The sequence below is a fragment of the Methylobacterium sp. P5_C11 genome (genome assembly GCF_054049775.1).
Window position 1 is genome coordinate 77,229 of sequence record NZ_JBFULS010000024.1, and the last position, 13,914, is coordinate 91,142.

10 protein-coding genes are annotated in these 13,914 nt (G+C 72.7%); 5 read left to right on the plus strand and 5 right to left on the minus strand.

All coding sequences use genetic code 11. The annotated features are described in order from the left end of the window. Window positions 1-57: 57 nt before the first annotated feature. Window positions 58-2,085 carry a threonine--tRNA ligase gene (gene thrS / locus ACXJKQ_RS14810; protein WP_457106481.1) on the minus strand — a complete coding sequence of 676 codons (2,028 nt, stop codon included), beginning with the start codon at window positions 2,083-2,085 and terminating at the stop codon, window positions 58-60. A 1,171-nt stretch (window positions 2,086-3,256) separates the two neighbouring features. Between thrS and ACXJKQ_RS14815 the strand changes: the two genes are divergently transcribed. Then, the gene (locus tag ACXJKQ_RS14815; protein ID WP_457106482.1) at window positions 3,257-4,165 is read left to right on the plus strand and encodes an NAD(P)-dependent oxidoreductase; all 909 of its coding nucleotides are present in this window, start codon (window positions 3,257-3,259) and stop codon (window positions 4,163-4,165) included. 25 nt (window positions 4,166-4,190) lie between these two features. On the opposite strand, the gene ACXJKQ_RS14820 is transcribed toward ACXJKQ_RS14815, so the two are convergent. Both ACXJKQ_RS14820 and ACXJKQ_RS14825 read right to left on the minus strand, forming a co-directional pair. Continuing rightward, the gene (locus tag ACXJKQ_RS14820; protein ID WP_457106483.1) at window positions 4,191-6,113 is read right to left on the minus strand and encodes an ABCB family ABC transporter ATP-binding protein/permease; all 1,923 of its coding nucleotides are present in this window, start codon (window positions 6,111-6,113) and stop codon (window positions 4,191-4,193) included. A gap of 85 nt (window positions 6,114-6,198) precedes the next feature. Then, complete coding sequence (locus tag ACXJKQ_RS14825) at window positions 6,199-6,411, minus strand: DUF1127 domain-containing protein (RefSeq protein ID WP_457106484.1); 213 nt, start codon at window positions 6,409-6,411, stop codon at window positions 6,199-6,201. 104 nt (window positions 6,412-6,515) lie between these two features. Between ACXJKQ_RS14825 and ACXJKQ_RS14830 the strand changes: the two genes are divergently transcribed. Beyond that, complete coding sequence (locus ACXJKQ_RS14830; protein ID WP_457106485.1) at window positions 6,516-7,850, plus strand: aminotransferase-like domain-containing protein; 1,335 nt, start codon at window positions 6,516-6,518, stop codon at window positions 7,848-7,850. Window positions 7,851-7,856: 6 nt separating this feature from the next. Here ACXJKQ_RS14830 and ACXJKQ_RS14835 read toward each other — a convergent pair whose 3' ends face one another. Beyond that, window positions 7,857-9,296 (minus strand): Ig-like domain-containing protein, encoded by a 1,440-nt coding sequence (locus ACXJKQ_RS14835; protein ID WP_457106511.1) that lies wholly within the window; start codon window positions 9,294-9,296, stop codon window positions 7,857-7,859. Window positions 9,297-9,522: 226 nt separating this feature from the next. Here ACXJKQ_RS14835 and ACXJKQ_RS14840 point away from each other — a divergent pair, with 226 nt between their 5' ends. Continuing rightward, complete coding sequence (locus tag ACXJKQ_RS14840; RefSeq protein WP_457106486.1) at window positions 9,523-10,119, plus strand: LOG family protein; 597 nt, start codon at window positions 9,523-9,525, stop codon at window positions 10,117-10,119. A 54-nt stretch (window positions 10,120-10,173) separates the two neighbouring features. Next, complete coding sequence (locus ACXJKQ_RS14845) at window positions 10,174-11,961, plus strand: methanol/ethanol family PQQ-dependent dehydrogenase (RefSeq protein WP_457106487.1); 1,788 nt, start codon at window positions 10,174-10,176, stop codon at window positions 11,959-11,961. On the opposite strand, the gene ACXJKQ_RS14850 is transcribed toward ACXJKQ_RS14845, so the two are convergent. Then, window positions 11,915-12,844 carry a LysR substrate-binding domain-containing protein gene (locus tag ACXJKQ_RS14850; RefSeq protein WP_457106488.1) on the minus strand — a complete coding sequence of 310 codons (930 nt, stop codon included), beginning with the start codon at window positions 12,842-12,844 and terminating at the stop codon, window positions 11,915-11,917. The genes ACXJKQ_RS14845 and ACXJKQ_RS14850 overlap by 47 nt on opposite strands. Before the next feature lie 92 nt (window positions 12,845-12,936). Between ACXJKQ_RS14850 and ACXJKQ_RS14855 the strand changes: the two genes are divergently transcribed. Then, window positions 12,937-13,818 (plus strand): aldo/keto reductase family oxidoreductase, encoded by an 882-nt coding sequence (locus ACXJKQ_RS14855; RefSeq protein WP_457106489.1) that lies wholly within the window; start codon window positions 12,937-12,939, stop codon window positions 13,816-13,818. Window positions 13,819-13,914 lie beyond the last annotated feature (96 nt).

Below are 13,914 nucleotides of genomic sequence, written 5' to 3' on the forward strand. Positions count from 1 at the left end.
GCCGGCTGCCCGCCGCCTCGACCGTCGACGGCCCGGGTCCGACGACCCGGGGTCGGATCACGGCGTGGCATGCACGCCGTGATGGCCGTCGAGCACCGTGTCGCTGGTCGGGACCGTCTCGGCGACGGCCTCGGCGCGGCGGATGTCCGGGGCGGTCGCCTCGGCCACGAAGGCCGCCACCGCCTCGGTCAGGGGAAGGGTGCGGGTCTGCTGGCTGCCCAGCCGCCGGATCGAGACCGTCCGCTCCTCCGCCTCGCGCTTTCCGAGGGCCAGCAGCACCGGCACCTTGGCGAGGGAATGCTCGCGGACCTTGTAGTTGATCTTCTCGTTGCGCAGATCCGCCTCCACCCGCAGGCCCGCGCGCTCCAGGGCGCGGATGACGTCCCGGGCGTACGGATCGGCCTCGCCGGTGATCGTCGCCACCACCACCTGCACGGGCGCCAGCCAGAGGGGGAAGTGGCCGGCGAAATGCTCGATCAGGATGCCGGTGAAGCGCTCCATCGAGCCGCAGATCGCCCGGTGGACCATCACGGGCGGCTTCCTTGCGCCGTCGGCGTCGATGTAGAAGGCGCCGAACCGCTCGGGCAGGTTGAAGTCCACCTGCGTGGTCCCGCATTGCCAGTCGCGGCCGATCGCGTCGCGCAGCACGTACTCGAATTTGGGCCCGTAGAACGCGCCCTCCCCCGGGTTGACCGCGGTCCTGATCCGTCCGGCCGACTGCTCCTCGATCTGCGCCAGCACGCGGGTCATCACGTCCTCGGCGTGGTCCCAGAGGGCGTCGGAGCCGACGCGCTTCTCGGGGCGCGTCGAGAGCTTCACGACGATCTGGTCGAAGCCGAAATCCGCGTAGGTTGAGAGGATCAGGTCGTTGATCTTCAGGCACTCGTCGGCGAGCTGGTCCTCGGTGCAGAAGACGTGGGCGTCGTCCTGCGTGAAGCCGCGCACGCGCATCAGCCCGTGCATGGCGCCGGACGGCTCGTAGCGGTGGACCACGCCGAACTCGGCCATGCGCAGGGGCAGGTCGCGGTAGGATTTTAGCCCGTGCTTGAAGATCTGCACGTGGCCCGGGCAGTTCATCGGCTTGAGGGCGAACCAGCGCTTGTCCTCGGCCTCCTCGCCGGCCGACTGCGCGGCGAACATGTTCTCCCGGTACCAGCCCCAGTGGCCGGAGGTCTCCCACAGGGCCTTGTCGAGGATCTGCGGGGCGTTCACCTCGGCGTAGTCGCCGCGCAGGCGGCGGCGCATGTAGGCGATCAGCTCCTGGAAGATCGTCCAGCCCTTGGCGTGCCAGAAGACGACGCCCGGCCCCTCCTCCTGGAAGTGGAACAGGTCCATCTCGCGGCCGAGGCGGCGGTGGTCGCGACGCTCGGCCTCCTCCAGACGGTGCAGGTAATCGTCGAGATCGGCCTGGGAGGCCCAGGCGGTCCCGTAGATGCGGGTCAGCATCGGGTTGTTCGAATCGCCCCGCCAGTAGGCGCCCGCGACCTTCATCAGCTTGAACGCGGTGCCGACCTTGGCGGTCGAGGTCATGTGCGGGCCGCGGCAGAGGTCGAACCAGTCACCCTGGCGGTAGATCTTCAGATCCTCGCCCGGCGGGATCGCGTCGACCAGCTCGACCTTGAATTTTTCGTCTTTGCCGGCGAACAGCGCCCGCACGTCCGCGCGCGTCCAGACTTCCTTGGTGAAGGGCGCATCGCGCGAGATAATCTCGCGCATCTTCGCCTCGATCTTCGGGAAGTCGTCGGGCGTGAACGGGGTCTCACGGTAGAAGTCGTAGTAGAAGCCGTTCTCGATCACCGGGCCGATCGTGACCTGCGTGTCCGGCCAGAGCGCCTGCACGGCCTCGGCGAGCACGTGGGCGCAATCGTGGCGGATCAGCTCCAGGCTGCGCGGGTCCGTCCGGTCGAGGAACTCGATGCGGGCGTCGCGGGCGATCGGGTCGTCGAGGTCGGCGACCGTGCCGTCGAGCGCCATGGCGACGGTCCGCTTGGCCAGCGACTTGGCGATGCCCTCGACCACGGCGCGGCCGGTGGTGCCGGCGGCGATCTCCCGCGTGTTGCCGTCGGGGAAGGTGAGAATCGGCATGGTTCAGGCTCTCCAGGCTCAGTCCTGCATACGCGGCAGGTAAGCGTCTTCGGGGTCCGTCTTGCGGGTCCGTCTTCGGGGGAGCGGCCGTGTAGACCGATTTTCCGGGCGAGGGAACAACGGTGCGGCGCATCTCCGCGCATCCCTGCCCCATCCGGCCTGCCCCGGCCTGTCCTCGGACATGGGTGATCGTCCCCGCGCGCCTGTTGCGCCGGGGGCATGGCCCAGGTGACGCGACGAGGGACGCGGGACGCCGCGGGAACCCTGTGTCGGCCATGATACGCGCGGGATCCGATCCCCGCGGCGCCCCGCGGCATCGACCGGGCGCCTCCCCCGGCCGGTGCCGTCTGTCTCGTCGCGGCGTCTTGCCGGCGCCCCGGTCCTGCGACTCCGTTTCAGCGGTCACCGGCGAGGGCGATGGCGGCTGAGAGCCACCGACGCGGGCGCCGCCCCGTCCCCGGATCCGCCCGGTCAGCCACCGCACGGACCCCCGAAGGACGCCCCGGGATCGCTCCCGAAGCGCCGTGGACAGGTGGCGGCTTATGGGCACAAAATAGGAACATTGTCAAGATCAACGCGCCGTGGGACGCCGCGACGCGTGCGGGTCAGGCGCGGGTCCCCTCGCCCGTGCGGGCTGCGCTGGTCACGCATCCGGGTCGGACACGGGCGCTGGCGGCCGAGCGCGACGCGCCCCCTCTCCCGTGTGGGAGAGGGTTGGGGTGAGGGGCACGACGCGTCAGGATCGAGCACGCGGTCGACGGGCGGGTCCGTCGCGCTTTCTGCGGAGGCCGCACATCCCTCACCCTGTCCCTCTCCCGCAGGGGAGAGGGGACCCGCGCCTCGTCCTCGAGCCGCGTTGCCGCGGCAGATGTGGGAATCCGTTAGGCCGCACGGGAGAGCGGGCGCATGGCGCCTTACCCGATCGGAAACGCCCGCGGTCCCGGTCGTTGCCGCACGATCGGGCGCGGTCCGGGAGCCGCCGTCCGAGCCGGGTCCCGGCCTGGTGGCGCGCCCAGATCCCGGATTCCGCCCGCGGCGCCCCGGGACGACGCGCATCCCACGAATGCCGGGGGCCGGGGCTGGAAGACGGCCCCGTCTGGCGACATGCTGGCGCGGCGCCTCCCCCGCCCGGACGGGCGGGCGGCCGGACACTCGGAACAGGGACAACCGCATGGCTGCGCGCATCGCCCTCCTCGGCCTCGGCGCGATGGGGCATCCCATCGCCCGCAACCTCGCGGCCAAGCGGGATTCCGACGCCGAGACGCTCGTCGCGATCGATTCCGATCCGGGGCGCCTCGCCGGCCTCGACGCGCCGGGCCTCGTCGCCACCACCGATCCCGGCCGGGCCGGCGGTGCCGACGTGCTGGTCCTGTGCCTGCCGAACGGCGACGCGGTCGAGGCGGCGCTGTTCGGCACCGACGCCCTGGCCGAGCGCCTCGCCCCGGGGGCGGTCGTGATCGATCTCAGCACCATCGCGCACGCCAAGGCCCTGGCGATCGGCCGCGCCGTGGCGGCGACCGGGCGGTCCTTCGTCGACGCGCCGGTCTCCGGCGCGCCGGCCGGCGCCGAGGCCGGGACGCTCACCGTGATGTGCGGCGGCGAGGCCGGGGCGGTGGCGCGGGTGCGTCCGCTGCTGGAGCGGATCGGCACCACCATCCTCCATATGGGGCCAGCCGGGTCCGGCCAGCTCACCAAGACGATCAACAACCTGCTCTACGACATCAACATCGCGGCGCTCGCCGAGGTGCTGCCCATGGCGGTGGCCATGGGGCTCGACCCGGATCAGGTCGCCGAGGTGGTCACCACGGGCACGAGCCGCAGCTACGCGGCGCAGTACTTCGTGCCGCGCATCCTGCAGGGGCGCTTCAACGAGGGCTACCCGATGGGGGCGGCCTACAAGGACCTCGTCGCCGCAGCGGCGATCGCGGCGGAGAACGGCTTCCCCATGCCGGTGACGGCGGCGGCCACCGCCACCTACCAGACCGCCCTGCGTCAGGGCCACGCCGACAGGGACAAGGGCGCGATGGTGCTTCCGTTCGAGGAATTGCTCGGGGTCAGGGTGCGGGGACGGCCGCGCTGAGCGCCGCAGCGCGGCTGGGCGTCCCCTATTCCGCGGGTTCCGTCTCCGGCACGGCGCCGCGTCCCGCGCGCACCGGCACCACCGGCGCATCGGCCCGCTGGAGCACCTCCAGGGCGGCATCGGCCTCCCGCTGGCGGTCCCAGAGCGCCGCGTAGACGCCGCCGGCCTCCAGCAGCTCCGCATGGGTGCCCCGCTCGACGATGCGGCCGTGGTCGAGGACCAGGATCGCGTCGGCGTTGACCACCGTCGACAGGCGATGGGCGATCACCAGGGTGGTGCGGCCGCGGCTGACCCGGTCCAAAGCCGCCTGGATCTCGGCCTCGGTGAAGGAATCGAGCGCCGAGGTCGCCTCGTCGAGCACCAGGATCGGTGGTGCCTTGAGGATCGTGCGGGCGATGGCGACCCGCTGCTTCTCGCCGCCCGAGAGCTTCAGGCCGCGTTCGCCCACCGGCGTGTCGTAGCCCTCCGGAAGGCTCGAGACGAAGCGGTCGATCTGGGCGAGCCGGGCCGCCTCGCGCAGCTCCGCGTCGGTGGCGTCGGCGCGGCCGTAGCGGATGTTGTAGCCGATCGTGTCGTTGAACAGCACCGTGTCCTGCGGGACCATGCCGATCGCCGCCCGGAGCGACGCCTGCGTCACCGCGGCGATATCCTGCCCGTCGACGCTGATCCGACCGGCCGACGGTTCGTAGAACCGGAACAGCAGGCGCGAGAGGGTGGACTTGCCCGCCCCTGACGGCCCGACCACCGCGACCGTCTGGCCCGCCGGGATCTCGAAGGAGACGCCGCGCAGGATCGGCCGCTCGGGATTATAGGCGAAGCGCACGTCCTCGAACCGCACCGTGCCGCCCGCCACCGCGAGGGGCGCGGCGCCCGGCCGGTCGGCGATCTCGGGATTCTGCCCAAGGATGCGGAACATGTCGTCGATGTCGATCAGCGCCTGTTTGATCTCCCGGTAGATCATCCCCATGAAGTTGAGCGGCATCGCGAGCTGCACCAGCATGGTGTTGGCGAGCACGAAGCCGCCGATCGTCGTGCGCCCGGCCAGGATGTCGCGCGCCGCGAGCCACATCACCACGGTCATGCCCAACGTGAAGATCGCCGCCTGCCCGGCATTGAGCACCGCCAGCGAGACGTAGGTCTGCGTCGAGGCCTTCTCGTACTTGGCCATCGAGACATCGTAGCGGGACGCCTCGCGGGCCTCCGCGCCGAAATACTTCACCGTCTCGTAGTTTAGCAGCGAATCGACCGCCTTGGTGTTGGCGTCCGTGTCGGACGCGTTCATCCGGCGGCGGATGGCGATCCGCCACTCGGTCGCCTTGTAGGTGAAGGCCAGGTAGGCCGCGACCGTCAGGAACGCGGTCGCCGCGTAGGTCCAGCTGAACTCGTAGGCCAGCACGCCGAGCACCAGCACGAACTCGACGATGGTCGGCACGAGCGTCAGCACCATCAGGCGCGACAATTCCTCGATGCCGGCGCGGCCGCGCTCCAGCACGCGGGTCAGGCCGCCGGTCTTGCGCTCCAGGTGGAAGCGCAGGGACAGCCGGTGCATGTGCTCGAAGGTCTGGAGCGCCAGCCGCCGGACCGCGTGCATTGCCACCTTGGCGAACAGCCCGTCGCGCATCTGGGTCAGCGCCGCCATGGCGATCCGCGAGACGCCGTAGAGGGCGATCAGCAGCATCGGCGCCGCGAGCAGCCCCGTGGGCACCGGCGCGTCCGTCCCGCCGACCGCCGCCACCAGCGCGTCGGTGATCCATTTGAAGGTGAACGGCGTCACCATGGTCACCAGCTTGGCCGCCAGCAGCAGGCCGAAGGCCAGGAAGACCCGGCGCTGCAGGTCGGGCCGGCCATGAGGCCAGAGATGCGGCCAGAGCCGGCGGTAGGTGGCGATCAGGCCGGGGCGCTCGGCCGGGGGAAGCGGCCCGGCCTGAGGCACGGTCTTGTCGGTCATGCGGGTTCTGTCGGGAGGTGTGGTGAGCCCCGCATATAGGCCCGGGATCGCCCGGGATCACCCGCGCTGCGTGCAGAGCACCATCTCAGGCCCGCCAGAACGGCTTCGCGATCTCGGCGCGCAGGTCCCACGGCTCCAGGCCGGCATCCCGGGCCTGGTCGGGATGGAGCGCCGCGAGGGCGCGCCGGGTACGGATCCGCTGCAGCCAAGTCCGGACCAGGGATGGCCGGACCAGGGATGGCCGGAGCACGGCCGGGCGACGGGGGACGGAGGACGAAGACAGTGTGACGGCGGGCATCGCAGACGATCCGGTGGCGGGGATGCAGTCCGGCCGGGATTGCTGGCGGAGCATTGATCCGATACACATCTCGGATCAATCGAAACATTGAACTCGGAGCAATGATGCGCGCCGCGGATTACCGCTCCGTCGCCGACGCGATCGCGGCCGACATCGCGGCGGGCCGGCTGCGCCCCGGCGCGCGGCTGCCGCCGCAGCGCGACTTCGCCTACGCGCGGGGCATCGCGGTCTCGACGGCGAGCCGCGTCTACGCCGAACTGGCCCGCCGGGGGCTGGTGACCGGCGAGGTCGGGCGGGGCACCTATGTCCGCAGCGATCCGGGGCAGGCCGGCCTGCTCCGCCCGGAGCCGCCCGCCGCGGCCCTCGACCTGCAGCGGACCCATTCGCGGCTGCCGGAGCAGGAGGCCGTCCTGGCCGAGACCCTGGCGGCCCTGGCGCGCGGGGACGGCCAGATCGGCTTCAGCCAGTACGGGCCCGCCGGGACGCCCGGGGCGCAGGCCGTCGCGGCCGCGTTCCTGGCCCGCGACGGCTATGCCCCCGACCCGGCCGACATCCTATTCACCGGCAACGGCCGGCAGGCGCTGGCCGCGGCCCTGGCGGCCCTGGCGGCGCCCGGCGAGCGGATCGGCTGCGAGCCCCTGACCTACCCGGGTGTGAAGGGCATCGCGGCACGGCTCGGGATCACGCTGATCCCGCTGGCGATGGACGCCGAAGGGGTCTCTCCCGACGCGCTCCTCCAGGCCCACCGGGCGACGCCGCTGAGCGGCGTCTATCTCCAGCCGACCCTGCACAACCCCCTCGGCGCCACGATGGGGCCGGCGCGGCGGGCCGCCCTGGCGGAGGTCCTGGACCGGACCGGGCTGACCGCCATCGAGGACGCGGTCTACAGCTTCCTCGTCGAGGCGCCGCCGCTCGCCGGCCTCGTGCCCGACCGGGTGATCTTCGTGGACAGCCTGTCGAAGCGGGTGATGCCGGCGCTGACGGTCGGCCTGATCGCCGCGCCCCCTACCTTCACCGACCGGCTCGCGGCCTCCGTCCGCCAGGGGGCCTGGACGGTGCTCGGCCTGTCCCTCGCGGCCGGCATGCACTGGATGGCGGGGGGCTCGGCCGCGGCGCTGGCCGGGGCCAAGCGCCGGGACGCCACGGACCGGCAGGCCCTCGCCCGGGCAGCCTTGGCCGATCTGCGGGTGGTCGGCGATCTCCACGCCTACCACCTCTGGCTGGAACTGCCCGAGACCTGGCGGGCCGAGGCCTACGCGGCCGCGGCCCTGCGCCAGGGCATCGCCCTCCTCCCGGCCTCGGCCTTCGCGGTCCATCCCGGCCACGCGCCGAACGCCGTGCGCCTCGCCCTGGCGGCCCCGTCGCGGGACGACCTCGACCGGGCGCTGCGGACCCTGCGCCGCCTCGCCTTCGCGGGGGACGATCAGGTCGTGGAGTGACGGCGCTCAGCCGCGCTTGTCGACCGGCAGCACGAAGATCTGGCCCGGATAGATCAGGTCCGGATCGCGGATCTGGTTCTGGTTGGCGTCGTAGATCACCGTGTAGCGCTCGCCGCGGCCATAGGTGCGCTGGCTGATCCGCCAGAGGTTGTCGCCGCGGGTGATCCGGGCCGTGCTGATCTCGGGCACGAACACCGCCCCGGCCCGGACGGGACCCGCCGTCTCCGCCGCCAGATGGCTCGGGTCGGAGGCCGGGGGCGATCCCGCGGCGGTCCCGTCCCGGGCCGGGGCGTCGGCCCCGCTCCGGTGCGCCCCGTCCCGCATGCCGTTCGCGGCGGGCGGTGCCGATGCCGGCGCGGCGGCCTCCCCGGCGGCGACCTGCGCCGGCTCGGGCACCGAGAGGGGCACCTCGGCGCGGCCGGCGACCTTCCCGGTGGACGGATCGACCTGATCGATCCGCACCTGGTACTGGCCGGGCCTGATCCCGCGTCCGATCGTGAAGCTCGCCCGTCCGTCCGGCCCGATCTGGCCCGGGGCGATCAGCGTGTCGTTGAGGTAGAGCTGGATCTTCGCCCCCGGAGCGCCGGTCGCCGTCACGAACAGGCGGCCGCTCCCCTGCACGTCCACGCTGACGATCCGGGTCGGCGTCCCGCCTCGGGGCGCGGCGACCGCGCGGGTGTTGCCGTGTCCCGGCGATTGGGCCGCCGGTGCCGCATCGGCGACCCTGGCGCCCGCCGTCGTTTCCGGCGCCCCGGGCTGCGACAGCACCACGGTGGCGGCATCCGGGGCGGTCAGGGCCACGAGGGGCTGGCGGTCCCGGCCGGGGGCGACGTCCACCGCGACGCTCTGCTGCGACTCCGCCGCGCGCCCGTCCTTGCCGGTCATGCGCAGGCGGATCTCGCTCGCTCCCGCCGGCAGGGCCGGCGGGACGATGGCGAACTGCCCGTCCGCGTCGGCGGTCGCCCGGGCCACGGCCTTGCCGCCGACCAGCATCTCGATCGTGGAACCCGGCGCCCCGCGGCCGGCCACAACGGTGTCGCCGTTCGGCTCGACGCGGACGATGTCGAAGCGCGGCGCTTCGGTCGCGTCCGCCCGGGGCGCCTGCGGGCTCATGCCCGTCCCGCCCTGCGGCGCCGCGGGCGCGCCGTCGCGAGAAGGTTGCCCGCGCGTGGCCGTGTCGCCCGCCCCCGGCACCGGCCCGGATCCCGACCGGCCCGGCTTGTMGTCGCGGAAGTCGATGGACGGGTCGGCGCGGCCGGCGAGGGTGCCGGGATCGGCGAGGCTGCGCAGGTCGCCGCGCGGTGCGGTGGCCGCGGGCGTCTCCGCACCGGGCCGGCCGGTCAGCCGCCGCAGGGACTCGCCGCCGAACAGCGCCAGCACGAGTCCCAGTCCGCCGAGAAGGCCGGCGAGCGCCAGGGCGAGACTGCGCCGCACCTGTCCCGACATCGCCACGAAGGCCTCCCCTGATCCTGCCGCCGCCCGTCGGGCGGATCCCCGCCCACGCGAAAACCGTCGACGGCGCCGCCCATAATACCGTACATGGTGCCCACACCAAGCCGTCCTGCCGCCCAGGCGGGTGAATCCCGCGCGAATTCAGCACTTTGGCACGTGGAGTGCCGGGCGCGGGGCTCTGTCCGGACGGCTCGCAACGGACGCGCGAGGAGGGTGCCGGATGGCCCCGGTGAGGACAGTCTGTGTCTATTGCGGCTCCGGCTTCGGCCGTGATCCGGCCTTCCGCGAGGCCGCCGAGATCCTCGGGACCGCGGTCGCGCAGGCCGGGATGGGCCTCGTCTACGGCGGCGGCGATGTCGGCCTGATGGGCACGGTGGCGCGGGCGGCGCTCGCCGCCGGCGGCCACGTCACCGGCATCATCCCGGACTTCCTCCAGGCGCGCGAGCACATGCTGGCGGACATCCAGGAGACCGTGGTGGTGTCCGACATGCACACCCGCAAGCGCCTGATGTTCGAGCGCTCGGACGCGTTCGTGACCCTGCCGGGGGGCATCGGCACCCTCGAGGAGCTGGTCGAGCAGCTGACCTGGGCGCAGCTCGGGCGGCACCGGAAGCCGGTGGTGCTGGTCTCGGTGGCGGAGTTCTGGTCGCCGCTGCTCGCCCTGTTCGAGCACATGCGCGGCCACGGATTCATCCGCGAGGGCCTCGATCTCAGCTACCTCGTCGCCCGCGAGGCGGCCGAGGTGGTGCCGATGCTCCGCGAGGCCGGCCACGAGCCGGACCCCCAGGCCGAGACCATCGTCCGGCAGCGGATGTAGGCGGCTCCGCCGGCCCCGGCGCACCGCCGACCGCGCGGCGAGAGGATGTTCAGGATGCGCGCTTCGATCCTCGCGGCCCTGCCGCTCGCCGGCCTCGCCGGCGCGGCCGCGGCCGGCCCGTCGCCGGTCCTCCAGACCCTGGACTACGCCAACACCCGCTATTCGAACCTGACGCAGATCGATGCCGGCAATGTCGGCCGCCTGAAGGTCGCCTGGACCTTCTCGACCGGCGTGCTGCGCGGCCACGAGGGCGCGCCGATCGTGGTCGGGCACGTGATGGTCGTGCACACGCCCTTCCCCAACGTGGTCTACGCCCTCGACCTCGACCAGGGCGGGAAGATCCTGTGGCGCTACGCCCCGCGGCAGGACGCGGGCGTCATCGCCGTGATGTGCTGCGACACGGTCTCCCGCGGGCTGGCCTATGCGGACGGCCGGCTGTTCCTGCAGCAGGCCGACACCACCGTGGTGGCCCTCGATCCGGAGACCGGGCGGGTGCTGTGGTCGGTGAAGAACGGCGATCCGGGCCGGGGCGAGACCAACACCGCCACGGTCCTGCCGGTCCACGGCAAGCTCATCGTCGGGCTGGCGGGGGGCGAGTACGGGGCGCGCTGCCACGTCACCGCCTACGATCAGGCCAGCGGGAAACGCCTCTGGCGCGCCTACGCCACCGGGCCGGACGCCGACATGCTGGTCGATCCGGAGGCGACGACCGAGTTCGGGCGCCCGATCGGCACGGATTCCTCGCTCAAGAGCTGGGAGGGCGACCAGTGGCGGACCGGCGGTGCCTGCAGCTGGGGCTGGTTCTCGTATGACCCGGACCTGAACCTCGTCTATTACGGCACCGGCAATCCCGCGACCTGGAACCCGAACCAGCGCCCGGGCGACAACCGGTGGGCACAGGCGATCATCGCCCGCGACGCCGATACCGGCATCGCCCGCTGGGTCTACCAGATGACCCCACACGACCAGTGGGACTATGACGGCGTCAACGAGATGATCCTCACCGAGCAGGTGATCGACGGCCGCGCGCGGAAGGTGCTGACCCATTTCGACCGCAACGGCTTCGGCTACACCCTGGACCGGGCCACCGGCGCCTTGCTGGTGGCGGAGAAGTTCGACCCCACGGTCAACTGGGCCAGCCGGGTCGAGATGGATCCGGCCGCGCCGGGCTACGGCCGGCCGGTGGTCGACAGGCGCTACGCGCCGGGCGAGGCCGACGAGGACGAGACCACGAAAAACATCTGTCCCGGGGCGCTGGGCGCCAAGAACCAGCAGCCCGCGGCCTACTCGCCGCTGACCCGGCTGTTCTACGTGCCGACCAACCACATGTGCATGGATTACGAGGCGTTCCGGGTCACCTACACGCCCGGCCAGCCCTATGTCGGCGCGACGCTCACCCTGCACCCGCCGGAGGGCACCGACCGGACCGGGGCGTTCATCGCCTGGGACGGCGCGAAGGGCCGGATCGCCTGGACGATCCCGGAGCCGTTCTCGGTCTGGTCGGGGGCGCTCGCCACGGCGGGCAACGTGGTCTTCTACGGCACGCTGGAGGGCGCCCTGAAGGCGGTGGATGCCCGGGACGGGCACGAGCTCTACCGGTTCAAGACGCCGTCCGGCATCGTCGGCACCGTCACCACCTACCTGCACGCCGGGAAGCAGTACGTGGCGGTGCTCTCCGGGGTCGGCGGCTGGGCCGGGATCGGCCTGGCGGCCGGGCTCACCGACCCGGCCGACGGTTCGGGGGCGGTCGGCGGCTACGCGGCCCTGTCGCAGTACACCGCGCCGGGCGGGCAGCTCACGGTGTTCGAGCTGCCGGACCCGGCACCGCCGGCCGAGCACTGACGAAGTCCACGAAGGCGCGCAGCGGCGCCGGCAGGAGCCGCCGGCCCGGATAGTAGAGGAACGGCCCGGAGAAGGCCTGCCACCAGGGCTCCAGAACCGGCTCCAGGGCGCCGCTGTCGAGAAGCGGCCGAAGCCAGTCCTCGAACACGTGGATGATCCCGGTTCCCGCGACCGCGGCCGCGACCGCGAGGTCGCTGGCGCCGACCCGCACGATCAGCGGCCCGGACGGATCCACCCGGACGATGTCGCCGTCGCGCTCGAACTCCCAGGGCGCCGTCAGGGCGCCGCTCGGGAACCGGCCGAGCAGGCAGGCATGGTCCAGGAGGTCCCGCGGGTGGTCCGGCCGGCCGCGCCGGTCGAGATAGGCCGGCGACGCCGCGGTGGCGAAGCGCTGCCGCCGGGGGCCGATCGGCACGGCGATCATGTCGAGTTCCAGCCGCTCGTCGTAGCGGATGCCGGCGTCGCAGCCCGCCGCTAGCACGTCCACGAACCCGTCCTCGACCACCACCTCCAGGCGGATCTCCGGATAGGCCGCCAGGAAGGGCGGCACGAGCGCCGGCAGCACCAGCCGGGCCGCGCTCAGCGGCACGTTGAGCCGCAGCGTCCCGGCCGGCCGGTCGCGGAACCCGTTCACCACGTCGAGGGCGGACTCCACCTCGGCGAGCGCCGGCCCGAGCCGCTCCAGCAGGCGAGCGCCGGCCTCGGTCGGCGCGACGCTGCGGGTGGTGCGGTTCAGGAGGCGCACACCCAGGCTCGCCTCCAGCCGGCGCACGGCCTCGCTGAGGCTCGACGCGCTCGCACCGCCCGCGCGGGCGGCCTCGCGAAAGCCGCCGGCCCGCGCCACGGTCACGAAGGCGGCGAGGTCCGAGAGATCCTGGGTCATCGTTCGAGAATCCGCACGGCCCGTGCCGATTGTCACGACTTATCGGCCTAACCGGTGCGGTCTACATCCGGGCCGCCAACAGGAGATTTGCCATGTCCGCCACCACCACCGATATCACCCAGGCCGGCACGTTCCAGCTCGGTGACCGGACCGTGAAGCGGCTCGGCTACGGGGCCATGCAGCTCGCCGGACCCGGCGTGTTCGGGCCGCCCAGGGACCGCGCCGCCGCGGTCGCGGTGCTGCGCGCGGCGGTTGCCGCGGGCGTCGACCACATCGACACCAGCGACTTCTACGGGCCGCACGTCACCAACCGGATCATCCGGGAGGCGCTGCACCCCTATCCGGAGGATCTCGTGATCGTCACCAAGGTCGGCGCCAAGCGCGGGGCCGACGCGTCGTGGAACCCGGCCTTCTCGGCCGCGGACCTCACCCAGGCGGTCCACGACAACCTGCGCAACCTCGGCGTCGACGTCCTCGACGTGGTCAACCTGCGCCTGATGTTCGACATCCACGGCCCAGCAGAGGGGTCGATCGAGGCGCCGCTCACGGTGTTGGCGGATCTCCAGCGCCAGGGGCTGATCCGCCGGATCGGCCTGAGCAACGCCACGCGGCGTCAGGTCGCGGACGGGCGCCGGATCACGGACATCGTCTGCGTCCAGAACCAGTACAACCTCGCCCACCGGGGCGACGACGCCTTCATCGACGACCTCGCCGCGTCGGGCATCGCCTACGTGCCGTTCTTCCCGCTGGGCGGGTTCAGCCCGCTCCAGGCGGAGACCCTGTCCGAGGTGGCGGCGGGGCTCGGCGCGACGCCGATGCAGGCGGCGCTCGCGTGGCTGCTGCGCCGGTCGCCCAACATCCTGCTGATCCCGGGGACGTCGTCCCTCGGCCACCTGCGCGAGAACCTCGCGGCGGCGGAGCTTCGCCTGCCGGAGGAGGCCATGGCGGCGCTGGATCGGATCGGGGCGGCGTGAACGGTTTCCGTTCGGACGCTCAGGTCGCGGTATCCCTCCCCGTCATCACGAGCGGAGCGACGTGACCCAGGGCAGCGCGACGACGGTCGGCGTCGC

Bases quoted from the DNA above. Each gene is read 5' to 3' on its own strand.
- ACXJKQ_RS14855 (WP_457106489.1), top strand. From the start codon at position 12,937: ATGTCCGCCACCACCACCGATATCACCCAGGCCGGCACGTTCCAGCTC.
- ACXJKQ_RS14820 (WP_457106483.1), bottom strand. From the start codon at position 6,113: ATGACCGACAAGACCGTGCCTCAGGCCGGGCCGCTTCCCCCGGCCGAG.
- thrS (WP_457106481.1), bottom strand. From the start codon at position 2,085: ATGCCGATTCTCACCTTCCCCGACGGCAACACGCGGGAGATCGCCGCC.
- ACXJKQ_RS14815 (WP_457106482.1), top strand. From the start codon at position 3,257: ATGGCTGCGCGCATCGCCCTCCTCGGCCTCGGCGCGATGGGGCATCCC.
- ACXJKQ_RS14840 (WP_457106486.1), top strand. From the start codon at position 9,523: ATGGCCCCGGTGAGGACAGTCTGTGTCTATTGCGGCTCCGGCTTCGGC.
- ACXJKQ_RS14850 (WP_457106488.1), bottom strand. From the start codon at position 12,844: ATGACCCAGGATCTCTCGGACCTCGCCGCCTTCGTGACCGTGGCGCGG.
- ACXJKQ_RS14830 (WP_457106485.1), top strand. From the start codon at position 6,516: ATGCGCGCCGCGGATTACCGCTCCGTCGCCGACGCGATCGCGGCCGAC.
- ACXJKQ_RS14845 (WP_457106487.1), top strand. From the start codon at position 10,174: ATGCGCGCTTCGATCCTCGCGGCCCTGCCGCTCGCCGGCCTCGCCGGC.
- ACXJKQ_RS14825 (WP_457106484.1), bottom strand. From the start codon at position 6,411: ATGCCCGCCGTCACACTGTCTTCGTCCTCCGTCCCCCGTCGCCCGGCC.